Source organism: Gammaproteobacteria bacterium (assembly GCA_036381015.1).
Lineage (GTDB): Bacteria > Pseudomonadota > Gammaproteobacteria > Steroidobacterales > Rariloculaceae > ZC4RG20.
In genome coordinates, this window is record DASVDR010000015.1 from 104,539 (window position 1) to 131,196 (window position 26,658).

Annotated in this window: 21 protein-coding genes; 6 read left to right on the forward strand and 15 right to left on the reverse strand. The window is 69.4% G+C overall.

Annotated elements, in window-relative coordinates:
• Nucleotides 1-11: 11 nt before the first annotated feature.
• Nucleotides 12-962, reverse strand: coding sequence for an aldo/keto reductase (locus VF329_06465; protein ID HEX7080638.1), 951 nt, complete (start codon nucleotides 960-962; stop codon nucleotides 12-14).
• Between the two features lie 209 nt (nucleotides 963-1,171).
• On the opposite strand from VF329_06465, the gene VF329_06470 reads away from it, so the two are divergent.
• Complete coding sequence (locus VF329_06470) at nucleotides 1,172-3,613, forward strand: CFI-box-CTERM domain-containing protein (protein HEX7080639.1); 2,442 nt, start codon at nucleotides 1,172-1,174, stop codon at nucleotides 3,611-3,613.
• 3 nt (nucleotides 3,614-3,616) lie between these two features.
• Here VF329_06470 and VF329_06475 read toward each other — a convergent pair whose 3' ends face one another.
• The 3 genes from VF329_06475 to VF329_06485 all read right to left on the reverse strand — a co-directional run bounded on the left by VF329_06475 (nucleotide 3,617) and on the right by VF329_06485 (nucleotide 9,955).
• On the reverse strand, nucleotides 3,617-6,757 hold the full coding sequence (locus VF329_06475; GenBank protein ID HEX7080640.1) for a UvrD-helicase domain-containing protein: 3,141 nt from the start codon (nucleotides 6,755-6,757) through the stop codon (nucleotides 3,617-3,619).
• Entirely contained in the window at nucleotides 6,754-9,570 is a 2,817-nt protein-coding gene (locus VF329_06480; GenBank protein ID HEX7080641.1) for a PD-(D/E)XK nuclease family protein, read from the reverse strand. Before VF329_06480 ends, VF329_06475 begins: the two co-directional genes overlap by 4 nt.
• Nucleotides 9,571-9,640: 70 nt before the next feature.
• Nucleotides 9,641-9,955 (reverse strand): hypothetical protein, encoded by a 315-nt coding sequence (locus tag VF329_06485; GenBank protein ID HEX7080642.1) that lies wholly within the window; start codon nucleotides 9,953-9,955, stop codon nucleotides 9,641-9,643.
• Between the two features lie 265 nt (nucleotides 9,956-10,220).
• On the opposite strand from VF329_06485, the gene VF329_06490 reads away from it, so the two are divergent.
• Nucleotides 10,221-11,885 (forward strand): GMC family oxidoreductase N-terminal domain-containing protein, encoded by a 1,665-nt coding sequence (locus VF329_06490; protein ID HEX7080643.1) that lies wholly within the window; start codon nucleotides 10,221-10,223, stop codon nucleotides 11,883-11,885.
• A gap of 55 nt (nucleotides 11,886-11,940) precedes the next feature.
• Nucleotides 11,941-12,324 carry a hypothetical protein gene (locus VF329_06495; GenBank protein HEX7080644.1) on the forward strand — a complete coding sequence of 128 codons (384 nt, stop codon included), beginning with the start codon at nucleotides 11,941-11,943 and terminating at the stop codon, nucleotides 12,322-12,324.
• Nucleotides 12,325-12,334: 10 nt separating this feature from the next.
• On the opposite strand, the gene VF329_06500 is transcribed toward VF329_06495, so the two are convergent.
• From VF329_06500 to VF329_06515, 4 genes are all read right to left on the reverse strand, one after another.
• On the reverse strand, nucleotides 12,335-13,270 hold the full coding sequence (locus VF329_06500) for an NAD(P)H-binding protein (GenBank protein ID HEX7080645.1): 936 nt from the start codon (nucleotides 13,268-13,270) through the stop codon (nucleotides 12,335-12,337).
• Between the two features lie 90 nt (nucleotides 13,271-13,360).
• Nucleotides 13,361-13,900, reverse strand: a complete 540-nt coding sequence (locus VF329_06505; GenBank protein ID HEX7080646.1) for a nuclear transport factor 2 family protein — start codon at nucleotides 13,898-13,900, stop codon at nucleotides 13,361-13,363.
• 185 nt (nucleotides 13,901-14,085) lie between these two features.
• On the reverse strand, nucleotides 14,086-14,436 hold the full coding sequence (locus VF329_06510; protein ID HEX7080647.1) for a signal peptidase II: 351 nt from the start codon (nucleotides 14,434-14,436) through the stop codon (nucleotides 14,086-14,088).
• Nucleotides 14,433-14,963, reverse strand: a complete 531-nt coding sequence (locus VF329_06515; protein HEX7080648.1) for a hypothetical protein — start codon at nucleotides 14,961-14,963, stop codon at nucleotides 14,433-14,435. The genes VF329_06510 and VF329_06515 overlap by 4 nt, the downstream gene beginning before the upstream one ends.
• Before the next feature lie 112 nt (nucleotides 14,964-15,075).
• Here VF329_06515 and VF329_06520 point away from each other — a divergent pair, with 112 nt between their 5' ends.
• A complete protein-coding gene (locus tag VF329_06520; GenBank protein ID HEX7080649.1) occupies nucleotides 15,076-15,351 on the forward strand; it encodes a hypothetical protein in 276 nt (91 codons plus the stop codon).
• A 646-nt stretch (nucleotides 15,352-15,997) separates the two neighbouring features.
• Here VF329_06520 and VF329_06525 read toward each other — a convergent pair.
• The 7 genes from VF329_06525 to typA all read right to left on the reverse strand — a co-directional run bounded on the left by VF329_06525 (nucleotide 15,998) and on the right by typA (nucleotide 24,868).
• Complete coding sequence (locus VF329_06525; protein HEX7080650.1) at nucleotides 15,998-16,435, reverse strand: hypothetical protein; 438 nt, start codon at nucleotides 16,433-16,435, stop codon at nucleotides 15,998-16,000.
• On the reverse strand, nucleotides 16,408-16,866 hold the full coding sequence (locus tag VF329_06530; protein ID HEX7080651.1) for a hypothetical protein: 459 nt from the start codon (nucleotides 16,864-16,866) through the stop codon (nucleotides 16,408-16,410). The genes VF329_06525 and VF329_06530 overlap by 28 nt, the downstream gene beginning before the upstream one ends.
• A 22-nt stretch (nucleotides 16,867-16,888) precedes the next feature.
• Nucleotides 16,889-17,836, reverse strand: a complete 948-nt coding sequence (locus VF329_06535; protein HEX7080652.1) for a nuclear transport factor 2 family protein — start codon at nucleotides 17,834-17,836, stop codon at nucleotides 16,889-16,891.
• Nucleotides 17,826-18,854, reverse strand: coding sequence for a fumarylacetoacetate hydrolase family protein (locus VF329_06540; GenBank protein HEX7080653.1), 1,029 nt, complete (start codon nucleotides 18,852-18,854; stop codon nucleotides 17,826-17,828). The genes VF329_06535 and VF329_06540 overlap by 11 nt, the downstream gene beginning before the upstream one ends.
• Before the next feature lie 37 nt (nucleotides 18,855-18,891).
• Nucleotides 18,892-20,412, reverse strand: a complete 1,521-nt coding sequence (locus tag VF329_06545; GenBank protein HEX7080654.1) for a CoA-acylating methylmalonate-semialdehyde dehydrogenase — start codon at nucleotides 20,410-20,412, stop codon at nucleotides 18,892-18,894.
• 121 nt (nucleotides 20,413-20,533) lie between these two features.
• Nucleotides 20,534-22,708 (reverse strand): DUF5916 domain-containing protein, encoded by a 2,175-nt coding sequence (locus VF329_06550; GenBank protein ID HEX7080655.1) that lies wholly within the window; start codon nucleotides 22,706-22,708, stop codon nucleotides 20,534-20,536.
• A gap of 342 nt (nucleotides 22,709-23,050) precedes the next feature.
• Complete coding sequence (typA, locus tag VF329_06555) at nucleotides 23,051-24,868, reverse strand: translational GTPase TypA (protein HEX7080656.1); 1,818 nt, start codon at nucleotides 24,866-24,868, stop codon at nucleotides 23,051-23,053.
• A 545-nt stretch (nucleotides 24,869-25,413) separates the two neighbouring features.
• Between typA and VF329_06560 the strand changes: the two genes are divergently transcribed.
• A complete protein-coding gene (locus VF329_06560) occupies nucleotides 25,414-25,992 on the forward strand; it encodes an RNA polymerase sigma factor (GenBank protein HEX7080657.1) in 579 nt (192 codons plus the stop codon).
• A complete protein-coding gene (locus tag VF329_06565; GenBank protein ID HEX7080658.1) occupies nucleotides 25,989-26,657 on the forward strand; it encodes a hypothetical protein in 669 nt (222 codons plus the stop codon). Before VF329_06560 ends, VF329_06565 begins: the two co-directional genes overlap by 4 nt.
• The last annotated feature ends 1 nt before the right edge of the window (nucleotide 26,658 follow it).

Below are 26,658 nucleotides of genomic sequence, written 5' to 3' on the forward strand. Positions count from 1 at the left end.
TGACACCTTTTTCAGGAGGGCAGGGAGTCGACGAGCTCGACCATCCGGCGGCGCTCGTCGGCGTCCGGCAGCCGGCCGCGCGCGGCGCCCATGTTGTCCAGCATGTGCTCGGGATTGCTCGTCGACGGCGTGACGACCGTGACGGCCGGGTGCGACGCGGCGAACTTCAGGAAGAACTGCGCCCACGTCCGGGCGCCGAACTCGGCCGCCCACGCCGGCACCTCGCGGCCTTCCACCCGGCTCCAGAGCCGCGTGCGGCCGAACGGCAGGTAGACCATCACGGCGACGCCGCGGTCGGCCGCGAGCGGCAGCAGCCGCTCCTCGGCGCTCAGGTTGTCGACGGCGTAGTCGATGCCGATGAAGTCGAGCGGCTCGCTCTGCAGATACCGCTCGAAGGCCTCGTACTGCTGCTTGAAGGTCGACGTCGCGCCGATGTAGCGCACGCGCCCGGCTTCCTTGTACTCGCGCAGGATCGGCAGCTGCGTGTCCATGTCCGCGAGGTTGTGCACCTGAATCAGATCAACGGGCTCGCGGCCGAGCCGCTCGATCGACGTCTCGACCTGACGGCGGGCCGCTTCCGGATCGGCCGAGCCGCCGCGGAAGCCGGCGACGTTCAGCTTCGTCGCCCAGAAGACGCGCTCCGCCGCGCCGAGCTCCTGAACCATCCGGCCGGCGACTTCCTCCGACGCGCCGTAGGCCGGCGCCGTATCGAAGACCGTCCCGCCGCTCTCGAGCATCGTGCGCATGACCTCGCGCACGGCCTGGGCCTCCTCTTCCGCGGCGTCGCTGAACGTGGCCGAGCTGCCGAGGCCGATGATCGGCAGCTCCTCGCCGGTGGACGGGATCGGTCGCGTGATCAGATCCGCCGGGCTCTCGTTCTGAGCCCCCGCGAGTCGCGGTGCGACGGCGAGCGCGGCGCAGGTCTTGGCGGTCAATGCCAGGCATTCGCGGCGAGTCAGCATCGGTTTCTGCCCTCCCAAGCAGCTCGGTCTCGTGCGGTCCCGGCAAGTTAGCATCAAGGTCGGGGCGCGGGGAAGCGGGTCCCGCCGGGCGGCCCGCCCCGTTAGGCGGCTTTCGCGTGCGGGAACGCGGGACCGCGGTCCGGGCCGTCCCGGCGTGGCGTGCTTCTTGCTTGTCGAGCGCCGTCTCCGGGGAGAGATCGAGGACGACGGTGACATTCGACGCGAGCCCGCGCCGAGCCGCGGGATTCCTGCTGTGCGCGCTTTCGCCGGCCGCGGCGCTCGCGGACACGCTCGTCGTTCCGACCGACTTCGGCACGATCCAGGAGGCGATCGACGAAGCCGAGGACAACGACACGATCGTCGTCGAGCCCGGAACCTACACGGAGAACATCGAGCTTCGCAGCGGGATCGACGTGACCGGCCGGGAAACGGCGCGGACGATCCTGTCCCCGGATGACGACACGCTGCCGACCGTGACGATCAACGGCGTCACGGCCGCGCGCTTTTCGAACTTCACGCTGACCGACTCGAGCGTCGGCGTCTCGATCACGGCCAGCAACGCGATCGACGTGACGAACGTCGTGTTCGACCGCGTGAGCGACACCGGCGTGCTGGCCGACGACTCCTCGGTCGAGCTCGCCAACGACGTCTTCTTCGACAACGAAGTCGCCGTGAGCCGGGCCGGCGTCGACGTCGAGATCGTCTCGAGCATCTTCGCCGGCAACGGCACCGCGATCGCCAACGTGCTCTCGCTCGCCGACCCGTTCGAGGGCGTGCGCACGAGCTGCTACTTCGAGAACGAGGAGTCGCCGAGCGACGTCGACGGCACGGGCGGCAGCGGCGCGGAGTTCGGCGATCCGCAGTTCGTGGATCCCGCGGCGCTCGATTTCCACCTGCAGGAAGGATCGGCCTGCATCGACATCGGCCGGGGCACCGACGCGATCGACGGCACGGTGGCGGACGCGGGCGCGTACGGCGGCTCGTTCGCCGACCCGTTCCCGTTCCCGGTGCCGGAGCCCGCGCTCGAGGCCGTGACCGGGGACGATCCGGCGATGCCCGGGATCGAGGTGACCTGGGAGCCGAACTTGAGCCATCGCGTGACGAGCTCGACGAATCCCGGCGGGTACCGCGTGTACTACAAGCAGGGCGCCGCGCCCGAGGACAACCTTCCCGAGGAGTACGACGGCGACGACGCCGCGGCCGGACCGTCCCCGATCGACGCCGGCGACGTCACGAGCTTCACGCTCGAAGGGGTGAGCGCGGAAGTCGACGCGCCGCTCGCGCCGCGGCTCTCGTCCGCGGAAGGGCGCAATGCAGCGATCGTCGTCGCCTGGGAGCCGGTGGAGGGGGCGACGGGGTACCGCGTGCACTACGGGCGCGACGACGTCGCCGAGAACGCCGTGGACGTCGGCGACGTGACGTCGCACACGATCACGGGCCTCGAGAACGGCGTGACTTACCGCGTCGCGGTCAGCGCGCTCGATCAGGCGATCTATCACGTCGCGGTTTCGGTCCTCGACAACTCGCAGGCACGGCACGAGAGCGTGCTGTCGCCGCCGGCGTCGATCGCGCTCGGCGAGCCGGCCGAGAGCCCGCTGTCGCAGGTGCTGACCGCGACGCCGGGCGAGATCGCGCCGACGCCGGACCTGCCGGACGAGGACGCGTGCTTCATTGCCACAGCGGCATTCGGCGCCGAATGGACCGCCGAGGTCGAGGCGCTGCGCGCGTTCCGCGACCGCTTTCTGCTCCCGCATGCGGCCGGGCGCTGGCTCGTCGCGCGGTACTACGCGTTGAGCCCGCCGGCCGCGCGCTTCCTCGACTCGCACGCGGCGTTGAAGCCCTTCGTGCGCGCGGCGCTGCTGCCGCTCGTCGGGGCGGCGCTCGTGCTGCTCGGTGCTTCGCCGGGGTCGGCCGCGGCGTTGCTGGGCCTCGCCGCGGCGTGGATCGCCGCACGCCGGCGCAGCCGGCGCGCCGGCCGCGCCGCGCTGTGGCTCGCGGCCCTCTCGCTCGTCGCGTTCAGCGCATCGGCGCAGGAGCCGCCGTCGGGCCCGCGGTGGATGTACTCGCTGAAGGGCGGCTTCATGTATCCTGACATCGACGAGTTCGAGACGTTCTACGGCGACGATCGCGACGGCGTCTTCGCGGTCTCGGGAGGGTACCGGTTCCGCGACTGGCTCGAAGCCGGCGTCGGCATCGGCTATTTGAGCGAGCGCGGCGACGGCCTCACCCCGGACGGCGCGCGCGTTCCGGACGCCGTCAAGCTCGAGCTTCTGCCCGTGCACTTCTTCGCCGGATTCGCGCTCCCGGATCCGGACCGCCGTCTCGTGCCGTACGCGGAGGTCGGCGCCGGGTGGACTTTCTATCGGGAGGCGATCGAGCTTCAGCCCGATCGCGACGGCAAGAGCGAGCTCGGCACGTTCGCCCGCCTGGGCGTGCGGTGGCGCTTCGCCTCCGAAGGCAGGCGCATGCCGTCCGGCGAGCCCTCGATCGATATCTTCTCGCACAGCTACGTGTTTCTCGAAGCCGAGCACGTCGCGACGGAAGCCGACGGCATCGAGCTCGGCGGCACGAGCTGGCTCCTCGGCGTGCGCTTCGAGCTCGAGCTCGGGCCGCGGCGGGATCGCGGCGAACGCGCTTTCGGCGCGCCGTAGGGCTCAGCCGGGCAGCGCGACCCGCACGATGCCGCCGCCGACGGGGAAGTGGATCCAGCAGCTCGCGACTTTCCGCCCGGCCGCCTCGAGCGCGCTCCGGTAGGCGGCGAGCTGCCCGGAGTGCCCGGCGGCTTCGGTCGGCCATTCCACGCGCGGGCGCGGCGAGGACTTGTGATCGATGACGATCCAGCCGGCATCGGTCTCGACGAGCACGTCGATCGCGCCCCGCACGACGCAGCCGTCGTCGAGGCGGTGCACGATCGGGCATTCGACGAGCACCTGCCGCGCGCCGAGCCGGTCGACGAACGCGCGCAGCCGGCGCGCCGCGGCCACCGCGTCGTCCGCTCCGACGAACGCGGCGACGCCGAAGCCCTCGAGCAGGGCACGCGCGCGCTCGACGGCGTCCGGGCGGCCCGGGTTGATCAGCTCGGCGGCGATCACGGCGTGCAGGCCCGTGCCGATCGCCGTCATGTCGTCGCCGAAAAGGCGAATGCGCGCACCGAGCTCGACCGTCTCGACGGCGGCGGCGCCGGCCACCTCCGCGGCCTGCGACGGCAGCACGCGCTCGCGCCGCCGCTCGGCGAGGGGCGCGCGCTCGGGCAGGCGGCGCGGCGCGAACGGCTCGGGCGCCGCGCCCTCGATGTCGCCGCCGACGACGGTCGCGCGCGTCGCGATCGTGCGCCCCGCGCCGAGCACGAGCGCATCGCCTTCGGGCAGCACGGACGGCCCGCCGAACGCGTGCAGCCAGGCCTCCGCGCTCGGGTCTCGCGCCGGCGTCGCGAGCACGAGCGCGTCGCGGGCGCGCGTGAGCCCCACGTAGGCGAGGCGGCGGTTCTCGCGCTCGTCCTTCTCGAGGCAGGCCCGTCCTTCCGCGGAGTCGCGAATCGCGTCGAGGATCGGCACGCCGTTCGTGCGCGGGCCGAAAATGCGCGGCCAATAGCGGACGAAGCGATCCTCGAGCGGGCGCTCCGGGTCGAACGGCGCGTCGCCGCGCTCGATCCGCACGTCCCAGAGCCCCGGCGGCCAGCAGTAGTGCAAATCCGCGGCGACGACGACCGGCCATTCGAGGCCCTTGGCCCTGTGGTACGTGAGCACGTGCACCGCGTCGCCGGTCGTCACGACCGGCTGGAGATCGAGCTCCGGCGAGCGCGGGTGCTCGAGCCAGAATAGAAAGCCGGTCAACGTCGCGGCGAGATGCTGCGCGTCGCAATGGCGCTCGTACTGCACGGCGAGGTTCAGCAGCGCGTCCAGGTTCTTCTGCCGCTGCGCGGCCTTGATCGCGCTCGGGCCCCACGCCGTCACGACTTCGCGCAGGCCGACCGAGTTCAGCACGCGCGCGACGATCTCGACCGGCGATTGCGTGCCGGTCTTCTCGCGCAGCGCCGCGAGCTTCGCGACGATCGGGTGCGTGTCCTCGGCCCACGCGTAGCCGTCCTCGCCGGCGGCCACGCGGCGCAGCCGGTCGGCGAGCCACGTCTCGGGCTCGACGCAGTCGCTCATCGCGACGATCTCGGCCGTCGCGAGCGTATCCGTCGGATCGTTCAGCCGGCGCAGCGCCGCCTTCGCGAGACAGATCTCGGGGACCGCGAGGAGGCCCGACAGCGTCATCTTCATCGGCACGTGCGCGGCGCGCAGCGCCTTCGCGATCGCCTCGACGTTGTCGTTGCTCGCGGCGAGCACGGCGACGTCGCCCCAGCGCAGCGGGCGCGTCTCGCCCGTCTCCGGATCCTCGATCCGATAGCCCGTCCGCACGAGATCGGCGACGCCGCGCGCGATCGCGTCGACTCGCTCGCCGCCCCGGCCGTCGATCGTCCAGCGCAGCACGGCCGGCTCCCGCGTCGCGTCCGTGCGCTTCGCCGCGAGCTTCACCTGCGCGGCCTCGAGCTCGCCGTCGAATGCCTGCACGAAGACTTGGTTGACGTACTCGACGAGCGGCGGGCGCGAGCGCCACGAGTGCTCGAGGACGTCGGCGCGCCCGCCGCGGGCGATCAGCGCGTCGAGCGTGTCGCGCACGAGCTCGGGGTCGCAGCCGCGGAAGCCGTAGATCGCCTGCTTCACGTCGCCGACGAAGACGACCTCGTCGGCGAGCGTCGCGAGCTTCATGAAGATCGCGAGTTGCATCGGGTTCGTGTCTTGAAACTCGTCGACGAGCAGCAGCTCGAGCTCGTCGTCGAGGCGGGCGCGGATCTCGGGGAGGTCGAGCGCGCGCAGCAGCTCCTGCTCCATGTCGCCGAAGTCGATGAGCCCGCGCTCCTTCTTGATCGACTGAAAGCGCTCGAGCGCGGCCGCCGCGATCGCATAGCCGCGCTCGAGGTATGTGCGCACGTCGGCCTGGAACCGCGGATGCTTCTCGTAGACGGCCGCGGCCTCACGCACGGTCGCCGCGATGTCGTCGCTCTTTTTCGTGGCGCCGCGGTTCGCGAGGCTGATCCAGAGCGGCCACGGCACGGGCGGCCGGCGGAGCCGGTAGATCGCGGCCTTCAGCCCGTCGTGATACTTGCGCGTGCCGACGGTCGTGTCGTGCTCGAGATCGATCGCATCGAGGGCGCGCGAGACGGTTTCCACGAGCCACGCGTCCCAGTCGCCGGAGACGGGCGGCGGGAAATGCGCGAGCAGCTCGTCCGCGCAGCGCCGGCCCATCGCGACGAGCGCGTCGGGCGCGATGTCGTTCTCGCGGGCCCGGTCGGCGATCTGCTTCACGTCCCCGCGCCAGTCGTCGATGCCGAGCCGGTACGCGACGCCGTTCATCGTTCGCACGGCGTCGGGATCGGGCGCGAGCGCGTCGTCGAGCGCCTCGTTGAAGAAGTCCGTGCAGTCCTCGAGGCTCGCGACGCGCAGCTCCGGCGAGAGGCCGAGCTCGAACGCGAAGCGCGCGAGCAGGCGCTCGCAGACGCTGTGCACGGTGCCGATCAACGACTGCGCCGTCTGCTCGGCGAGCGCGATGCGCCCGGTTCGAATGAGGCGCTCGCGCACGCGCTCGCGGAGCTCGGCCGCGGCCTTCACGGTGAACGTCGTCGCGATCACGCCGCTCGGCGCACGGCCGTCGCGGACGAGGGCGTTCTCGAGCTCCTCGGTCAGCCGGTACGTCTTGCCGCTGCCGGCGCCGGCGCTGATGAAGCGGACGTGAGCGAAACGGCCGCTCACTCGCCCGGCTCCCAGCCCGTGAGCCGCGCGAACTCGTCGTAGCCGTCGGGCTCCGCCTCGTGCGTCGCGAGCGCGCCTTCGGGCGGCGCCGACGCGTCGTCCGGCTCGGTGCCCGCCGCGTTCACCTCGATCGCGCCGCGCTCGAGCTGCGCGCGCCGCCAGTCACAGGTCGCCGCGAGGCGCATCCATACCTGCTCGATGCTCTCGGGCGCTTCGGCCGGATACGGCACGGCCGACGGGAACACGCGCGTGTCGCGGGCCACGACGTCGCCGCTGCGGACGATGAAATACGCCTGCTCCGGCCAGCGTCCCACGGCGCCGTCGGTCTTGCGCATGTACGCATAGGTCGCGAGCTGGAGCGCGCGGTTCTCGGCGAGCTCGCGGCCGCGGCGCTCGAGATTGCTCCATTTCACATCGAGGACGATCTCGCGGCCGCGGCGGTCCGTGAGCAGCAGGTCGATCGCGCCGCAGAGCCGCGCGTCGCCGCCGGCGGCGGGCAGCGCGACGTCGAGCCATTGCTCGGCCGCGGCGCGCGCGACGCCCGCCTCGACGAGGTGGCGCAGCAGCGCGAGAAGCGCGTCCTCGAGCGTCGTGACCACCTGCTCGCGCGTGACGCCCATGCCGCGGCCGTCGAGCACGGCGCCTTCCTGCGCGATGATCCGGGGAAGCGTCCGGCCGATCCAGAGTCGAACGCGGCTCTCCTCGTCCGCGGAAAGCGCGGGCGGCAGCTCCGGAAAAGCGTCGAAGTACGACTCGAAGAGCCGGTGCGCGAGATTGCCGTAAAGGAGCGGGCCGCTCGCGAGGCTCGCCGCCCGCCCCGGCGCGAGACGCGCGGCGTAGCGCAGCACCCATTGATGCGGGTGGTACGCGAGCTTGCTCAAGCTCGAGTAGGACTCGGCGTCGCGTCTCGGAATCGGGCAGCCGGGCGGAAGGTGCCACCAGCGGCGCTTGCCGGGCAGCGGCTTCACCTCGAGCGCCTCGGTCTCGACGCCGATCGCGGGAATCGCGGGCCCGCGCGCGCCGCCGAGCAGAATGTCCTCGATCCGCACCTCGTTGAAGCCGCGCGCGAGGCTCGTGAGCCGGCTCCAGATCGGGTGGTGACCTTCGTCGCGGTCGTGCACCGCGAGAATCAGCTGCGAGCGGGCGTTCAGGATCGGCCGCAGCCACTCGCGCGTCCGCGCGCGAATCGTCTCCTCGGGCGCGGGCAGCGCCACGCCGTGCGCGGCGAGCTCGTCGAGCTCGGCCCGCGACCACGGGTAGCCGACGCGGGCCGGCGTCGGCGCGAGGTCCCACCAGATCACGGTCGGCCACGTCGCGGTGATCGCGGCCGGGTCCGTGGCCGCGCGCACGTGCCCGGCCTCGGCGAACGTCGCCGGATCGGGCGAATGCCCGGCGACCTCGTCGACGAGGCGCTCGAGCTCGAGCCGCGGTATCCGGCGGACGCCCCGCGCCGCCCGGCTCGCGAGCGCCGCGATCAGCGCTTCGCTCTGCGCGTGCGCGGCGGCATAGAGATCCGCCTCGCCGCCGCTTGCCGCCCCGAGCCTTCGGGCGAGCCATGTGGCGCAGCGCTGCGTGCGCTCGACGAGCACGCCGATCGGCGCGCCCTCGGACGGCGCGAACCGCTCGCATGCGAGCCAGTACCGGATGTCGGCCATCAGCCGATCGATCCGCTCCGCGGCGGCCTCGCCGAAGTCCGCTTCGAGCTGAACCCAGGCGCCGGCGGGGCCGTCCTGACGTGCTTCTGCGGGCGCGGCGGGCGCCGGCGCATTCGCCCGCCGCTCCCGCTCCGCGATTTTCTCGAGCGCCTCCTGCCACGCGCGCCCGCCGACGCCCGGCGCGCCGGCCACGGCCGCCGCGAGCGCCGAGCGCACGCGCCTCGGCAACGGTCCCACCGGATGCAGCAGGAACTCGAGCAGCAGCTCGGCGTCGACGGGCCGCCAGACGAGCCCGAGGCAGAGCTTCAGCACCTGCGTCACCGCGCGGAAGCGCGAGTAGTGCTGAAACCCCGCGCGCGGCAGCCCGACGCGCTCGAGCGCGTTGTCGACGATGATGCCGTCGCGCTCGGCGATCACGACCGTCTCGTCCGGCGCCTTCGTCTTGCGGAGATACTCGCCGAGCGCTTGCGCGGAGAGATCGCGGGAGACGCCGCGAACGACGACGAGGCTCGAATCGCCCGCGAGCTCGATCGGCTCCGGAGCGCCGCCGTCCCCGGAAGCTTCGACGGCGAGGAGCGCTTGCTGGATCGCGAAGAGATCGGTGCCTTCGGCCGCGTTCGCGCGCAGGGCGACGCCGGGCGCGGTTTGGCAGTCGAAGTGCGCGAGCACGCGCCGCCAGGCCGCGGGCATCGACTCCGGCTCGTCGTGCAGCACGACGCGGCGCACCTGCGTGACGAGGCCGCCGTCGAGCGCGGCGGCGATGCGCCGGAGGCGCTGGCCCGGCGTCGGCGGCACGCGCTCTCGGGCGAGCCGCTCGACGTCGGCCAAGTCGCCGAGGCGCCGTGAGACCGAACTGTCGAAGCGGCCGTCCCAGCCCGCCTCGTACCACTCGGCGCGCCACTGCAAGAGCGTGCTCGCGACGCCGATCGGATCGACCGCGAACGAGCGGTGATAGAAGCGCGCCGGCCCGTCCAGATCCTCGAGGCATGCGCGATACGCGAGGAGCGCTTCGGCCGGGCGGGCCGCGGCGGGCGGCAGCCCGAGCTGCTGCTCGAGCACGTCGAGCCATCGCGCGGGCCCGAGAGCGACCTCGCCGGCCGCCGTGACCGGAGCGGCCGGCTGCATGCCGTCGAGACGAAGTCCGAAGTGCACGATCATCGCGGCCCTCGAATGCCGAGCGGCGATCGCCGATGTGGCCGCGCCGCCGGGCAGGCCCTCGTCGACGTGCTCACCGCTTGTCGTGACGCAATCGCGTCGCCGCCGACAACGCCGCGCCTGCGCGCGACAGCTCCGGATTGCGCTCGATCTCGTAGCGGATCAGTCGCTCGGCCATTTCCTCGTCGCCGTGACAGAGCCGCAGCAAAGCGGCTTCGTGATCCCAGGGGCGATACGCGTCGCGCGCGAGCCGTAGCCACGACGTCGGGCGCGGCCCGCGAGCGCCGCGTCCTCCGGTGCGCCGCCGCCGAAGCACGATCGCAAGCACGATGCCCGCGATGATGACCCAGATCAGCGGGTCGAGGCGGTCGACGAAGCTCGAAAGCATGGCGGGGCGGGCGCTGGCGGAATCGGAAGGGCAAGCTAAGAGAAGTTGCCGCGGTCGTCAAATGACCGGGTCGCGGCGGAAACGACTCGTTCGTCGTGCGAGAGCCGGGCCGAGACTATCGTGCGCGATATTGCGCCGACGAGCCGCCAGAGCTGCCGGTCGGCGGTGTCGATTTCTCCGGCACAGGCACTAGAATGCGCGCACGGGCCGCGCCGCCGCTCGGCGGCCGCGTGCCCCACGAATCGAGCCGAAGATCGCGCGTGCATTGAACGAGTTCGACTACGTCATCGTCGGAGCCGGGACGGCCGGCTGCGTGCTGGCCAACCGGCTCTCCGCGGACCCGGACGTCACGGTCGCGTTGCTCGAGGCGGGCGGCAAGGACGACTACTTCTGGATCGACATTCCGGTCGGCTACCTCTACACGATCGGCAATCCGCGCACGGATTGGTGCTATCGGATCGAGCCGGACGCCGGCCTGAACGGCCGCGCGATCGGCTATGCCCGCGGCAAGGGCCTCGGCGGGTGCTCGTCGATCAACGCGATGATCTACATGCGCGGGCAGCGGAGCGACTACGACCATTGGGCGTCGCTCGGCAATCGCGGCTGGTCGTGGGACGACGTGCTGCCGGTGTTCAAGCGCTCCGAGGACTACCAGCACGGCGCGGACGACATGCACGGCGCGGGCGGCGAGCTGCGCGTCGAGGAACGCCGCGTCAGCTGGGAAATTCTCGATCGCTGGCGCGACGCGGCCGAGGAGTGCGGCATCCCGAAGATCGCGGAGTTCAACCGCGGCGACAACTTCGGTAACGCGTACTTTCAAGTGACGCAGCGGCGCGGCGTGCGGTGGAGCGCGACGAAGGCGTTTCTGCGCCCGGTCCTGCATCGGCCGAATCTGCACGTCCTGACGCACACGCTCGTCGAGCGGGTGAACGTCGAGACGGTCGACGGGGCGCGGCGCGCCGTCGGCGTCTCCGTGATCGCGCACCGCGCGGCCCGCGCGCGCCGAGGCCGCGACGGCACGGCCGCGGGCGGAACGGGGCAGGGCGAGCGGCGCACGATCCGCGCGCGCCGCGAAGTGATCCTCGCCGCGGGCGCGATCGGCTCGCCGCAGATCCTTCAGCTCTCCGGCATCGGGCCCGGCGAGCAGCTGGCGCGGCACGGCATCGAGGTGGTGCACGATCTGCCCGGCGTCGGCGAGAACCTGCACGACCACCTGCAGATCCGGATGATCTACAAGGTGCACGGCGCGGTCACGCTGAACCGGCGCGCGCGCTCCTGGGCGGGCAAGGCCGCGATGGCGCTCGAGTACGCGCTCTTCAAGACCGGTCCGCTGACGATGCCTCCTTCGCAGCTCGGCGCGTTCGCGAAGAGCGACGCGAGCCGTCCGGCGCCGAATCTCGAGTGGCACGTTCAGCCGTTGTCGCTCGACAAGTTCGGCGATCCGCTGCACCCGTTCGACGCGATCACCCCCGCGGTCTGCAATCTCCAGCCGACGAGCCGCGGCCACGTGCGGATCCGCAGCCCCGATCCGGAGGCCGCGCCTTCGATCACGCTGAACTACCTCTCGACCGACGACGACCGCGCCGTCGCCGCGGCCGGCATGCGCTTCACGCGCCGGATCATGGCGGCGAACGCGCTCGCGGCCTTCCGTCCGGAGGAGTGGGTCCCCGGCCCCGGGGTGGAGAGCGACGAGGCGCTGATTCGCGCGGCCGGGGATCTCGGCACGACGATCTTTCACCCCGTCGGCACCTGCAAGATGGGGCACGACGCGCTCGCGGTCGTGGACGATCGGCTCGCGGTGCATGGCGTCGCGGGCCTGCGCGTGATCGATGCGTCGATCATGCCGCGGATCACGTCCGGGAATACGAACGCACCGACGGTGATGATCGCGGAAAAAGGCGCCGAGCACGTGCTCGCCGCGTGGCGCTGAGCGCCTTCGGGGGCGGCCGTATTGGCGCGGGCCCCGGCAGGTCTATACTCCGCCTATGCGCTTCGGAGCTCTGCCTGTCGTTGCCGCCGCGCTCCTCTGCGCTGCGGGCTGCGCGTCGTTCTATCCGGTGGAGACGACGCCCGAGGCCATTACCGGCACGATTCAGCCCGGCGACACCGTGCGGGTGCGCACGCGCGATCGCGAAGAGCTGGTGTTGCTCGTCACCGCGATCAACGACTATCGGCTCCGGGGGCGGGTCGACGGCAATCCGCAGGACGTGCGGTCGCTCGGCTTCGACGGCATCGAGCGCCTCGAGATCGAGCGGCTGAACATGCGCCGTGCGCTGCTCACGGTCGTGCTGCCGGTCGTCGCCGGCGCGATCATCGCCTGCAACAACGGCGATTGCCGCACGGACAGCGTTCTCGACGCGCGCTTCTGATTGTTCCGGGTTACTCCGCTCGGCTTCGCAGCCAGTCGAGCGTCTGCCGAATTCCGTCCTCGTACGGCGTCACGGGCTGAGGGCCGAGAAGGTTCGTGATCTTGAGCGTCTCGTAGCGGATCGGCTTCACGTACTCCGGAATGATCTGCATCATGCCGCGGAGCGGCGCGTTGAACCAGCCGAGCACGCGCAGAGACGTTTTCCCAAGGCCGCGCACCTTGATCTTCGAGACCAGAATCTCGTTCACGATCTCCGCCGCGCGCCGGCCGTTCAACGGCCCGGCCGTCGGGATCAGCCAATGCTCGCCGTAGGCTTCGTCTCTTTCGGCGAGGCTCACGATCGTCCGCGCGGCATCGGGCACGAACGCGTATTCCCGCTCGACGTCCAGCGCGCCGATCCAATGCATCGTCTTCCCTTGCGCGGCTTCCGCGAGCGGCTGCTGGAGCGTGCTCGTGTGCACGTGCGGCCCGTAGAAGTCCGGCAGATTCACGATCGCGGCGCCGGCTTCCCGCAGAATGTCCTCGGCGGCACGGCGATGGCGGACCCACGGCGGGCCGCCTTGCCGAGGGTGGTCCTCGTTCAGCGGATTGCCGACCAGCGGCAGAAACGCCCAGTAGCTCGAGACGTGCACGCAGCGCGGCGGCCGGTTTCCGGCGAGCGCCGCGGCGAGGTTCTCGGCCGCCGTTCGATGATGCTGCATCGCGTCGCCGCCGAAGCCGACGCAATGGAACACGACGTCGCAGCCGTCGACGGCGCGCTTCGTGTCGTCGGGCTTCAAAAGATCCGCGGCGACCCGCTCGGCCGAGAGGCCCGGGAAGAGCGCTTCGAGGTGACCCATGTTGCGCGAGACCGCTCGCACCGCCACGCCGCGCTTGCGTAGCTCGTCGGCGATGTCGATCCCGACGGGGCCGGTGGCCCCGAGAATGACCGCTTTGGCGAATGGCATGGTCGTTCTCCGATGCGCCGGGGAGACACGCCGAGCCGCGTGAGGCGCCTCGCGCGGCAGTCGAGATCGCGAGCGGGGCAGCCTGCCGGGCTATTCCTTCCAGCCTTCCGGCGGCTCGGTGCCGCCCTGGATGCTCCGGGTCTTGTAGCGCCACTGTCCGTCCACCTTGACGAACGTGGCGTATTCCCGGCCTTGCGCGATGACGCGCGGCGCGTCGCCCTGCTTCTCGATCAGGTACTCGGTGAATATGAGCTTCGCGCTCGCCGTATCGCCGTGCACGACGATGAGCGGGTTGCCTATCGTCACGTTGAAGGAATAGGCGTTTTGGATCGGGCTGTCCTCGCCGGCACTTCGGTACGCCTGTGCGATGCCGTCCCTACCCTTGTAGTGCGTGGTGCCCAGGATCAGCTCCGCGTCATCGGCATAGAAATCCGGAAAGCTTTCCGGATTCTCGTTGCCGAAGTTGTAGTAGTAGCGCGTGATCAGGTCCTGAATCTGCGCGCGGTCGACGAGAGTCTGTGCAGTGACGTCTTGCGCCCGGGCGGCCGGGCCGAATGCCAGCGCGAGGCAAAAGGTGACGCCCAATGCGCGGAGCCACGGCGTGATCGGATTATTCGTTCGAGTTTTCATGCTTATCTCCCCACGTCCGGTTCTCGAGGCAGCCTAGGGTAATCCAGGACGCGCGGCAACATGGGTGGCAGTGCGGCACGTGAAGCGAGCCGGCGCCGAAGGGCCCGGGGGGCTGGAGACGGAGTCGGAGCGCTCGCCCGTGCAGCGGCCGTTTCCCTTTGCAGAGCGCGCGGTACTTGGGATCGTCAGGCTCGTTCCGGCAGAACGCGGCGGCCGGGACGTCGCTTCCTGCCGCGAGAATGCTCGCCGACCAGGAGAATGACGACTCCGCCCAAGATCGCCATGTCGGCCACGTTGAAAATGCCCGTTCGGATCGGACCGATGCCGACGTTCAGAAAGTCGACCACTCGGCCGTCCGAAAGGCGATCCACCCAATTCGAAGCGCCGCCCGCGGCGACCATGGCGAGACCCAGAAGGCTCGCATCGGACCAACGAGTGCGAAGCGCATACACGATGAGGAGGGCGAGCAACACGCCCGGGCCGAAGCCGAACAGCACGAACCGAACGGGCTCGGGCAGCTCCGCGCCCAAGCTCAAGAAGGAGCCCGGATGCCTCGATCGCTTACTCGACCTTCGAAGGAACCGAACAGAGTCAGATACTGCTTGCGATACTTCTCGAGATGCGCCTTATCCCTAGAAGCAATTTCCAGTTCATTTGCCAGTGTCAGCTCGCATAGCGATGACAGCAAGGAGTGATCGAGTGCGAACGTTCGACCAGTAAATCTATCCCGGTACTGCGGCCCGGACTCGCGAATGATCTGACGATAGGTAAAGGAGCGGTCACAGGCGCCGTAGATGTAGACAAGCCTCTCTGCCATCTCACCGATGAGCTCGCGGACTTGCTCGCGGCTCTCGAGGCCAATCAGCATATGCGGGAAGTCGTCCGTTCCATAGACGGCATGATACAACCCGGCAAGACATATCGGTTCAGAGTTTCCCCACAATCGCAGCAGCTGATACGTACCTTCTAAGTGGGCCGCAAGATCGCCCACTATATGGTCGACCTTGGCCGCACCAAGCTCACTCAGTTTCGAGATCCCCTGCTCGAGGCTTCTCGTGCTCACGTGCGGTTTTCCCGAGCTGCCTCCGAGTGTATCTCAAGGATTACCGCCTCCTTCGCGCGGTTGTATATCTCGGCATTCTCAGGGGCGACCTGGTGCGCCCGATCTTTTTCGCGTGCTCGTACTTTCGCCTGCGGTCAGGACGCCGACTGAGGATTTCGATGAAAGCGAGCGAACCCACGTGCACAGGATCGCCGTGGTGGCAGATGTGAATATTGACGTTGTAGGTTACGTCGTCGCGGCGGACGGAACCGCAAACGTAAGGCTTGTCATCGCGGTCAACCCACACGTCTCGCCTGTGGAAACCGAGCGTTTCGAACGCTTTCTGCTCTTCCCTCAGATCGTCCAGCTTCGAGACTGCCAGCATGTCGAGCATGGGTTTCCCGGATAGGTCCGGGATAGCCGTGCTGCCGATGTGGATCAACGCAGCAGCTGAAATATTCGCCTCCACGTAGTTGCGAGTCTGGAAAAACAGATGCCTGTAGACCGGGCTATGCGGCAGTATCCTCCGGTGAGAAAGGTCTTCGTCAAAAGGATCAATCTCTTATGACCATCGGCTTAGCGTCGAAAGCGGGCGAGCACCCCATCTTCACCCAGGTCCCTATCAGAGCGTCATAGACCTTAATCTTGTTGTCAATTGTTCGTTGCTTAAAGCTGACCTTCATGCTCACCGCATGAACGGCGAATCCACCGAGAGCCCCGAGAAGCACCAACAAGATCTGGTTCATCGTCTATGCCGAACAGTTGAATGGCCGCTCGCGCGATAGGCGGAGAAGCTTTTTTGCGTTCTTCTGACGATTCCCGCTATTTCGATAACTTGTGCAGGCGCCAGTCTGCTGGCATTCATAATGCATAACGGGAATTTCTGGCGTTAGGGAACAGATTTCGCCATGAGGCTAATGCGCGGGAAACAAAAGCTGCCTCGGATATCGTCAAGGCGTTGAATTCGTGCGCCTGTGCCCGAGAATTAAGGTGGCGCTTCCGGCCCTAGAGATTCGCGCCGCATGCCCACGCAGGCCGAATATTCAGACACTCCCCTATCGCCGCGAATCTGGACTACCGCCGCGCAACGTCCCCGGCTCGAGCACCACCACACCGCAGCCGGTCACCGCCGGCAATGTGTAGAAGCTGTACACGTGCCTCGCGCGCTCTCCGAGCGCGGCCCGCATCGCGTACCACATCGTGAGCTCGGCGGCCTCCGAGCCGGCCACGCGCATGATCTTCTCCGGCGGGATCGCGACGAGCGCGTCCAAGTCGTTCACGATCGCCTCAAGGAAATAGCGGTCCCAGCGCTCGTTCGCGAGGCCAAAGCGCGTGCCGTGAATCTGGTGCGACATTCCGCCGGTCGCGAGCACGACGACGCGCTCGTCGCGGCCGTCCTCCAGGATCGCGCGCCGCAGCGCTTCGCCAAGCTGCCGCAACCGCCGCGGCGTCGGCACGGGCTGCATCAGCATGTTGACCGCAATGGGCAGCATTTCAGCGGCCACGGCGCGTCGAACAGGTAGGGCAGCCAGGAGTAGATGCCGTGGTCGAGCTCGAGCTCCTGGCAGAACGTGAGATCGAAGCCGATCTCGATCAGCTTGCGCGCGACCGGCCAGGCGAAGTCTGGATCTCCGTCGACTCCGGGGAACGGGCGCTTCCCGTACCCTTCGTCGGCTTGAGGGAAGTGCGCGGACATGCCGATCGCGAAGGTCGGATAGGTCGAGAGATCGAAGTAATTCATGTGGTCGTTGTAGACGACCACTAAATGCGTCGCGGCGGCCTCTTCGAGCCACGCCTTGACGGGCCGCGTGCCGTCGTACCAGGGACGCCACTTCGGATCGAAGGCGCGAGCCATGCCCGCGTCGTACTCGCGGCCCATCGACGGCGTGTGCGCGATCCCGATTCCGCCGACGATCGTGGACATCAGCGCGCTTCCGGCGCCTCGCTCAGGCGAGATCCTCGGGCATCAGATCGATCCGCCGCGGCAGCGTCTCCTTCATGACCTCCCAGTCCGTGCCGCGCATGTGCGCGCCGACGTGCAAATGGGTCTCCCCGACGGCGGCCGCGATCTTGATGACGTTGAAGTGGTGACCGCCGTGGGCGACGAGGCCGGTCCAGTCGCGCGCGCGGACGAGCGCCTTCTCCGCCTCGGTCAGCCCGTACTCGCTCATCAGCGCGTCGGGCTCGCGAGCAAAGCGCTCCCTGACGACGGGATCCTTGAAATCGAACGCGAAGCGATTGAGCCGGTACGAGCGCGTGCAGACCTCTCCGGTGAACAGGAACGTGCTCGGCGGCTCGAGGCTCAAGTCGACGCCCGCGATGCGGCGGTCGACTCGTGCGCTCCGGCGGTCGGCGCCTGCCGGCGTGGACTCGCGCGCTCCCGGATCCTCGGCCGCCATGCTTTCGCGCGCCGCGCGATCCTCCGCCGCCATGCCGACGGGCCCGCCTGCCGAGGGATCCTCGAAGATGCGCTCGATCCTGCGGGACTCGAAGAGCCAGCGGCCGTCGTCGCCGCGGACGTAGACGTCGTGAAAGTCGGCGACGAGGATCGGCACGGCGGGCGAAAGCGGCGGAAGCCCCGCCTGCGCGAAGGTCATGCAGACGCTCGTGCCGGCGGCGCGCGTGCGGCTCTCGATCTCGAGCGTCAGGCCCGAGTAGAGATGTCGCGACGTGCGCGGCCCGGCGGCGGTGCGCGCGCGGAACAGCGCCTCGATGGCCTTGCGGCCTTTCGAGCGACGCGCGCCGTGCGTGTAGAGCGCGTCCTCGGTGAAAAGACCGACCAGCGCGTCGATGTCGCCGTGATCGAGGCAGCGGGTGAAGGCGGAGTTCAGGTCCTCGAGAGCGAGCCGGATCTCGATCTTCTCCAGCGCGCCGAGCGGCGGGTCAGCGGCCATGCCGGTCGAGCCGCCAGTTGCCGAGCGGCCGCTCCTCGACGACGACGGGGTTCGACAACCGGCCGAGCCCTTCGATGCTGATCTCGATCGGGCCCGAGACGCGCTGCAAATTCGCGTGATGGATCGATTTGCGCTGCGCACCGGGCTTGAACGCGGTGCCCATCGAGATCACGTCGCCCGGCTCGAGCGTCAGGTATTGGCTGATGAAGCTCACGACCTCCGCGACCTTGTAGTTGTAATACCGCGTGCTGTCCTCGGCGACGGTCTCGCCCCCGACCTTGCATTCGACGGCGAGCTCGTCGGGATCGGGAATCTCGTCGCGGGTCACGAGCCACGGGCCCATCGCGCCGAAGGTGTCGCTGCCCTTGTAGCGCCCCGCGTACGAGAGATGCTGCTCGACGCGCTCGGTCCGCTCCGGGTCCTGTTCGCTCGCGTAGACGGCATAGTAGTGGAAGCGGTCCTCGGCGCGCATGCCGTTGCTCGTGATATCGTCGAAGATCGTGTAGCCGAACACGGCGTCGAGCGCCTGGGCCGCGTCCAGGTCGCGGGCGCGAGCGCCGATCACGACGGCGAGCTCGGGCTCCGGATGGACGCTCCCGTAATAGCGGCGGATGCGAATCGGCGCGAAGTGCCCGACGAGACACGACGACGGCTTCAGAAAGAACGCGGGATGGTCCGGCGCGCTGATCTTGCGCTCGTTGCTCGCGGAGTTGTTCATCGCGACGGCGCAGATCTTGCCCGGCCGCGGCACCGGGGGCCGCCATTCGACGTCGCCGGCCGGGATGCGGGGCGCTGCGCCGCCGTCGGCGCGGGCCCGCTCGAGCGCGGCGCCGAGCGCCGCGAGCCGCGCGGGCGGCAGCGCGACGACGTCGAGGATGTCGCGAAGCGGCTCGTCCGCGGCGAAGGCGCCGGGCGGCTCCGTGAGCGCCCGCAGCGCATCGAGATCGACCAAGGTCGTCGCGTCGAGCTCCGCGGCGACGAGCTCACGCCCTTCGTGGCGGATGCTCGCGAGCTTCATCGCGGCGTCTCTCGAGGAGCGGGCATGGACGTGCGGGTCACTTCGGCGTCGGCATCGTGAGCTCGGGCCCCTTCGCCGACGCCTCGGGCCACCGCTGCATCACGGACTTGTAGCGCGTATAGAAGCGCACGCCTTCCTCGCCGTAGATGTGGTGATCGCCGAAAAGGCTGCGCTTCCAGCCGCCGAACGAGTGAAACGCCATTGGCACCGGGATCGGCACGTTGATGCCTACCATTCCCGCCTGCACGCGCCGCGCGAAGTCGCGGGCCGTGCGGCCGTCCGCGGTGAAGCACGCGACGCCGTTGCCGAGCTCGTGACGGCTCGCGAGCTCGACGGCCGCGGCGAAATCCGGCACGCGGACCACGCACAGGACCGGGCCGAACACCTCTTCGCGATAGATGCGCATCTCGGGCCGTACGCGGTCGAAGAGGGTCGGACCGAGGAAGAAGCCGCGCTCGCGTCCGGTCACGCGGAGCGCGCGGCCGTCGACGACGAGCTCGGCGCCTTCGCGGACGCCTTCCTCGATGTAGCCGATCACGCGGCGGCGATGCGCGTGGCTGATCAGCGGGCCCATGTCGGGCGACCCGACCATGCCGTCGCCGATCTCGAGGCGCCCGATGCGCTCGCGAAGCTTCGGCACGAGCACGTCGGCCGTCGGCCCGACGGCGACCGCGACGGATATGGCCATGCAGCGCTGGCCGGCGGAGCCGTAGCCCGCCCCGACGAGCGCGTCCGCCGCCTGATCCAGATCCGCGTCCGGCATGACGACGAGATGATTCTTCGCGCCGCCGAGCGCCTGCACGCGCTTGCCGCGTGCGGCGGCTTGCGCGTAGACGTAGGCCGCGATCGGCGTGGAGCCGACGAAGCTCACGGCGTCGACGCCGTCGTGCGCGAGCAGCGCGTCCACGGCCTCCTTGTCGCCTTGCACGACGTTCAGGACGCCGGGCGGGAGTCCCGCTTCGTCGAGCAGCTCGGCGAGCCGGAGCGACGCGCTCGGCACGCGCTCGCTCGGCTTCAGCACGAACGTGTTCCCGCAGGCGATTGCGACGGGGAACATCCAGAGCGGCACCATCGCCGGGAAGTTGAACGGCGTGATGCCGGCACACACGCCGAGCGGCTGGCGGAGCGAGAAGTTGTCGATGCCGCCGCCGACGTTCTCGTTGTACTCGCCCTTCAGCAGCTGCGGAATCCCGCAGGCGAACTCCACGACCTCGACGCCGCGCGCGATCTCGCCCTTCGCGTCGGCGAAGACCTTGCCGTTCTCCCGTGTGACGATCGCCGCGAGCTCGTCCCGATGCTGCTCGAGGAGCGCCTTGAAGCGGAAGAGCACGCGCGCCCGCCGCGGCGCCGGCGTCTCGCTCCACGCGGGAAACGCGGCGCGCGCCGCGCGCACGGCCGCATCCACCTCTTCGGCGCCGGCGAGCGCCACCTCGGCGACCGGGTCCCCGGTGGCCGGATTGAACACCGTTCCCCGCCGCATGCCGCCGGCCAACGCCTGGCCCGCGACGACGTGCCCGACCTGCGGGAGCGGCTCCGCGTCTTGCACGACCCTGCTCATCGTCCGTCGATCATATCCGTTCGAAGAAATGGTGTCAGAGGAAATGGTGTCAGACACCATTTTGTCGGAAAAAGGTGTCTGACACCTTTTTTGCTCCGGAAAAGGTGTCTGACACCTTTTTTCAGAAGCGGAAGGTGTAGTTGAACTTCACGGCGGCCTCGGAGAACGAGGAATGGAAGCGGTCGTCGCGGTCGAGGTCCTCGGCGCTGTGGTTCAGCACGAGGTAGGCCTCGCGGCCCGCCTCGGGAATCCAGTGCAGGCGGCTGTTGATGCCGATGACCTCGCTCACGTTGTCGTACTGAATCAAGTTCACCCAGCTCAGGCGCGCGGAGAAGACGATGTCCGCGCGCACGGAGAGCAGCCGCGTCGTGAACGTGCCCTCCGGCAAGTCGATCTCGTTCACGCCGTACTCGAGGCGCCCGGTGAAATGCCCGGACGGCCGCCACCGGATCGCGCCGAATATCTCGTCGCGGTCGCCGCTGAAGAACCCGCCGGTCTGATAGCCGATCTCGCCGGAAAGCTTGCGTTGATCCGCGAACTCGAAGTTCACCCGCGTGGAGGCGAACGAGTATTCGCCGGCCGGGATCACGACCCCGGGGTGGATGTCGAACGGCTCGAGCAGGACTTCCTTGTTGAACGAGCGCTCGACTCGCACGTTGTCGCCTCTCCGGCCTTCCGCCTCGAGCAGCTCGAGCTCGATCTCCTGCGACTCGAGGCCGCCCGCAAGCCGCTCGATGCGCTCCGCCTCGAAGCCGCCGCCGACGGCCCGAAGGAAGCCGGAGCGGGGACGATGCGTATACCCGAGATCCCCGTCGAGCCGGCGAATGCCGACGCGATTCGCGAAGCCGAGGGCCGGGTTGAAGTTCTCGTCGAGCTCGGTAAAGCCGACGCCGCCGCGGAAGCCCGTCTCGTTCGGCGACCGCACGCGCAAGCCGTAAGCGCGATCGTCGCCGTCGATTCCTTCCGTGCGGCTCTGCTGCACCCACGCCTCGCCTTCGAGCACGCGGCCGCCGGGAAGGCGCGTGTTCCGGTACATGAAATCCGCGCCGACGAGGGAGTTGTCGAGCGGCGACTGCGGGCTGCCGTGCGTCGCGATCAGCCCGACGGTCGACTCCGAAAGCACGTTCGCGGACACGCGCGCCACGGTCGACGTTTCCGCCGGCGCGTCGGTCGAGGCTTCCTGGCGAATCGACAGCATCCCGAGATTGAAGCGGCCCACGCGGCCGCTGATCTTCGCGCCCGCGTCGATGTCGACGATTTCTCCGTCGGCGGCGAGGCCGATGCGCCGCGAGAAGAACGGGCGTCCGTTCTCGCCGATGCCTCCGAACTCGAAGATGTCCGCATCCTGCAGGAAGAAGTCCCGCTTCTCCGGGAAGAACAGCGCGAAGCGCGTGAGGTTCACCTGCCGATCGTCGACCTCGGTGGCCGAGAAGTCGGTGTTCAGCGTCAGCGATCCGGTCAGGCTCGGCGTGATCTTGTAGAACAGGTCGAGCGACGGAGCGGACTCGGAGTCGTCCACGTCCGAGAGCCGGTCGCGGCTGTCGCGCAGGGCGATGGCGGGAACGACGTCGAGGCCGAGGCCCTGATCGAGGCCCTCGAAGCCGATCGCGATGCCGGAGACGCTCGGGTTGGTCGCGCGATTGCGGGACACCCATCCGATCCTCTCGTCGCGACGGGCGATCGAGCGGCGAAAGTTGATGCCCCAGGTATCGTTCAGCGGATCGAACGACAGCGTCTTGAACGGGATCGCCATCTCGGCGATCCACCCTTCGCCGTCGATGCCCGCGGCCGCGTACCAGATGCCCTGCCAGTCCCACTGCTCCTCGCTGACGTTCTGGTACAGCGCTTCCTGCCGCAGACCGTTCGGGTTCGTCTGGAAGAGATAGCCGCTGCGCCGGTCGTGGAACGGATCGAGCGTCACCGCGAACCAATCGTCGGCAAAGACCTCCGCGCCTTGGCGCAGGATGCGCGCGGTGATCTGCTCCGGCTCGCTGTCGTAGAGGCGTGCGCCGATGTAGAGCGCGTCGTCGTCGTACATCAGACGGATCAGCGTGGGCTCGGAGGCCTCGGCGTATTCGACGGGCTGGATCTGGTGCAGATCCTCGATCGTCGCGGCGCTCGACCAGGCCGCCTCGTCGAGCACGCCGTCGATGACGGGCGGCGTCTCGGTGCGAACGATGCGCACGGACTTCTCACTGCTTCCGGAAACTTCGAGATCCTGCGCAAGGGCATCGCCGCCGAGCGCGAAGAGGAGGGTGGCGCACGCGGCGCGCGGCGGCAACCTCGGCTCGATCACCCCGCGAGCCCTCGCCGCGCCGCGCTCGCGCCGCGCCGTTTCGCGCCTCCGTGCATGGTGCCGCCGATATGCATGCCTCGACCTTCCCGGGTGCGAAGAACGTTCCGCCCGTCGCGCCGCCCGATCCGCGGGCTTGCACCGCGCCGTCGCGCGGGCACGGCCGCGCGGGAGCGGCCGGTGCTCGGAACCTCCGGATGATAACGGCGCCCTACGTACGGACGCGAGCGCGGCGGCCGGGCACCGGCGCGATGGTGCTCAGCCCCGCGTTTCGCCGCGATGCGCGCTCGGCTCCGCGCATCGGCACGATGCGGGCTCAGCCCCGCGCTTCGGCGTAGTGCGCGCTCAGCCCCGCGCTTCGCGCCGCCGCTCGTGCTCCCGCAGGAGCTTTTTGCGGAGACGGATGCTCGACGGGGTGATCTCGACCAGCTCGTCGTCGTCGATGAACTCGAGCGCCTGCTCGAGGGAGAACCGGATCGGCGGCGTCAAGAGCAGATTCTCGTCGGAGCCCGCCGCGCGGATGTTCGTCAGGTGCTTGCCCTTCGTGGGGTTCACCGGCAGATCGTTGCCGCGGCTGTGGATGCCGACGATCATGCCTTCGTAGACCTCGTCGCCGTGGCCGATGAAGAGCGCACCTCGCTCTTGCAGATTGAAGAGCGCGTAGGCGGTGGCTTTGCCGGCGATGTTCGAGACCAGCACGCCGTTCGTGCGTTGGCCGATCTCGCCCCGAACGCGCGGCGCGTAGCGCTCGAAGACGTGATACAGGAGTCCCGTGCCGGCCGTCGCCGTGAGGTACTCGGTGCGGAATCCGATCAGGCCGCGCGCCGGGATCCGATACTCGAGACGCACGCGCCCGCGGCCGTCCGGCACCATGTTCAGCAGCTCGCCGCGGCGCTCGGCGAGGCGGCTCATCACCGCGCCCTGATGCTCCTCCGCGAAGTCGACGGTGACGAGCTCCCACGGCTCGTGGATCTCGCCGTCGACGCGCCGCTCGATCACGGCGGGGCGCGACACCGCGAGCTCGTAGCCTTCGCGGCGCATCGTCTCGATCAGGACCGAGAGGTGCAGCTCGCCGCGGCCCGAAACGCGGAATTTGTCCGGGTCGTCGGTCTCCTCCACGCGCAGCGCGACGTTGTGCGAGAGCTCGCGGTCGAGCCGCGCGCGAATCTGCCGGCTCGTCAGAAATCGACCCTCCCGCCCCGCGAACGGTGACTTGTTCACCTGGAAGGTCATCGTGATCGTCGGCTCGTCGATCTCGAGCTTCGGCAGCGCCTCGGGATGATTGCGCGCGCAGACCGTGTCCGAGATGCCGACGTCCTCGATACCGCTGAAAACGACGATGTCGCCCGCGCCGGCCTCGTCCACGGGCTTGCGCTCGAGACCTTCGAAGCCGTAGAGCTCGCCGAGCTGGGCGTTGTCGACGCGGCCGTCGCGACGCACGAGCGAGATCGGCATGCCGGGCCGAGCGACGCCGCGGTTGATCCGGCCGATGCCGAGCACGCCGACGTACGAGTTGTAGTCGAGGCTCGAGACCTGGAGCTGGAGCGGCCCTTCGGGGGCGACGTCCGGCGGCGGCACGTGGCGCACGAGCGCCTCGAGGAGCGGGATCATGTCGCCCGAGCGGACTGCGGGGTCGAGGCCTGCGTAGCCCTTGAGGGCCGAGGCGTACACCACCGGAAAGTCGAGCTGCGCGTCGGTTGCGCCGAGCTTGTCGAAGAGATCGAAGGTCTGGTCGAGAACCCAGCCGGGCCGCGCACCGTCGCGATCGATCTTGTTGATCACGACGAGCGGTACGAAGCCTCGCTTGAACGCCTTCTGCGTGACGAAGCGGGTTTGCGGCATCGGCCCGTCGACGGCGTCGACGAGCAGCAGCACGCCGTCGACCATCGACAGCACGCGCTCGACTTCGCCGCCGAAGTCCGCATGCCCGGGCGTATCCACGATGTTGATACGCCATTCGCCCCAGCGGATCGCCGTGCTCTTCGCGAGGATCGTGATGCCCCGTTCGCGCTCGAGGTCGTTCGTGTCGAGCGCTCGTTCCGGAAGCTGCGTGCGTGCGTCGAGCGTACCGGACTGCTGAAGCAGCCGGTCGACGAGCGTGGTCTTGCCGTGATCGACATGCGCGACGATCGCGACGTTGCGGAGGCGGTGGGTCGGAATCATCGAGGCGAAAGCCGGCAGGGCGTGGCGCGGTGGGCGCGCATTATAGAGCGGCCCCCGGTTCTCCGCGAGACGCCGCGCCGGGCAGCGGCGGGCGGGCAAAAAAAACCCCGCCGAAGCGGGGAAAATCAGGTCGATGCTTAGGTTCTAGGCGGCTGGCCGCAAACTCAAACGTCGACCCTTTCTTGTTGTCTCGCGACGATCGTGAGATTGACCGGAGGAGTAAACATCACATCACGTCGTCGGTCTCTTCGTTGTTATCCGATGCGGCCGGTCGTCCCGGCGCGCGTTCCCTCCCTCGTCCTGCCGCGCACGCGCCTTCGCGGACCGTCACGGCTTGTGCGCAGGCGCTCGGTGGGCAACACTCCCGTGACGGCCCGCTCGGAAGCGGCGACGGGTTGCCCTTATAGTGCCAACACGGACGAGCCGCCGGCGGGTTCCCTCCGCCCCGGGCCGCAGCCTGGGCCGGGGCGGCGGGCAACCGCCGGGTCGGGTGGAACGCGGCAGCCGCTCGCACGTGTCTTCTTGAGCGTGCGCAAGTTTTTCCCATGGCTCGACTGACAGTTATTCACGGCGGCAGGTCGGCGGTCGAACGGTTCGAGGCGCTGATCGGCAAGCATTATTCCCTGCTCTACCGGGCGGCCTACCGGTTTACCCGCTCCGTCCACGACGCCGAGGATCTCGTGCAGGAAGTCTGCGCGCGGGCGTACCCCCGGCTCGACGAGCTCGAGAGGCTGGATCAGCCGCAGAGCTGGATGCTCTGCGTGATGCGGCGCATCTTCATCGACCAGCTGCGCCGGTTCGAACGATCGCATGTCGATTCGATCGAAGTGCACGACGCGGCGAGCTTCGCCGCGGAGGAGCCCGGCCCGGCGGACGAGACCGAATCCGCGCTGTGGACGCAACGCCTCGCCCGGGCCTGGCGGCGCCTCGACGAAGACCAGCGCACGCTGCTGGCCCTGCACGACATCGAAGGCTATACCTTGGCCGAGCTGATGGAGATCACCGGCCTCAAGGAAGGCACCCTGAAATCGCGGCTGCACCGCGCCCGCGCACGGCTGGGCAAGCTGCTCAAACGCGAAGAATCGGCTCCGAGCGCCGCGAGCGGCGCGGGAGGAAACGGATGAAATGTGACGACGTTCAGGCCTTGCTGATCGACGCGCCGGAGGCGGGCGACCCGTCGGCGAGGCGGGCCGCGATCGAGCATCTCGCCTATTGCACGAGCTGCCGAGACGCACAGGTCGCGGCCGGCGTGCTGCGCGTCGAGCGGGCACGGCCGGTGCCCGGTCCGACTCCGGGGGCGTTCGAGCGCGCGATCGCGCACGCGACCCGGGGGCGGGGCGACGCCGGCGCGTTGCGAACGCCGTCGCGCGCCGCGGGCCGGGGGGCGCACCGCGGCTTTTGGGCCGGCATGGCGGTCGGCGCCGTCTCGGCCGCCGCGGCCGCGGCCGCCTGGGTCGTGCTGCTCGTGCCGGCGCGGGAGCCTCAGTCCGCCTCCACGACCCCGCTGGTCACGATGGCGCTCAACGAGAAGCGGGACGTGAGCATCGCCGTCGATACGCCGGCGCCGTTGCGCAACGCCGAAATCCGGGTGGTCCTGACCGGCGCGATCAGCTTGGACGGCTTTGCCGACCGCCGGGAGCTGCGCTGGCACGCGGACCTCGAGGCGGGCAGCAACCAGCTCACGCTGCCGGTCGTCGCCACCGGCGCGGCCGGTCAGCTGATGGTGGAGGTGCAGCACGGGCAGAAGCGCAGGACCTTCATCGTCGATATCCGCGGAGTCGAAGCCTGAG

Excerpts from the sequence above, each read along its gene's own strand:
- VF329_06500 (HEX7080645.1), bottom strand. The coding sequence starts at position 13,270 with ATGCCATTCGCCAAAGCGGTCATTCTCGGGGCCACCGGCCCCGTCGGG.
- VF329_06540 (HEX7080653.1), bottom strand. The coding sequence starts at position 18,854 with ATGAAGCTCGCGAGCATCCGCCACGAAGGGCGTGAGCTCGTCGCCGCG.
- VF329_06465 (HEX7080638.1), bottom strand. The coding sequence starts at position 962 with ATGCTGACTCGCCGCGAATGCCTGGCATTGACCGCCAAGACCTGCGCC.
- typA (HEX7080656.1), bottom strand. The coding sequence starts at position 24,868 with ATGATTCCGACCCACCGCCTCCGCAACGTCGCGATCGTCGCGCATGTC.
- VF329_06530 (HEX7080651.1), bottom strand. The coding sequence starts at position 16,866 with ATGTCCACGATCGTCGGCGGAATCGGGATCGCGCACACGCCGTCGATG.
- VF329_06565 (HEX7080658.1), top strand. The coding sequence starts at position 25,989 with ATGAAATGTGACGACGTTCAGGCCTTGCTGATCGACGCGCCGGAGGCG.
- VF329_06560 (HEX7080657.1), top strand. The coding sequence starts at position 25,414 with ATGGCTCGACTGACAGTTATTCACGGCGGCAGGTCGGCGGTCGAACGG.
- VF329_06505 (HEX7080646.1), bottom strand. The coding sequence starts at position 13,900 with ATGAAAACTCGAACGAATAATCCGATCACGCCGTGGCTCCGCGCATTG.
- VF329_06495 (HEX7080644.1), top strand. The coding sequence starts at position 11,941 with ATGCGCTTCGGAGCTCTGCCTGTCGTTGCCGCCGCGCTCCTCTGCGCT.
- VF329_06480 (HEX7080641.1), bottom strand. The coding sequence starts at position 9,570 with ATGATCGTGCACTTCGGACTTCGTCTCGACGGCATGCAGCCGGCCGCT.
- VF329_06485 (HEX7080642.1), bottom strand. The coding sequence starts at position 9,955 with ATGCTTTCGAGCTTCGTCGACCGCCTCGACCCGCTGATCTGGGTCATC.
- VF329_06535 (HEX7080652.1), bottom strand. The coding sequence starts at position 17,836 with ATGGCCGCTGACCCGCCGCTCGGCGCGCTGGAGAAGATCGAGATCCGG.
- VF329_06545 (HEX7080654.1), bottom strand. The coding sequence starts at position 20,412 with ATGAGCAGGGTCGTGCAAGACGCGGAGCCGCTCCCGCAGGTCGGGCAC.
- VF329_06525 (HEX7080650.1), bottom strand. The coding sequence starts at position 16,435 with ATGCTGCCCATTGCGGTCAACATGCTGATGCAGCCCGTGCCGACGCCG.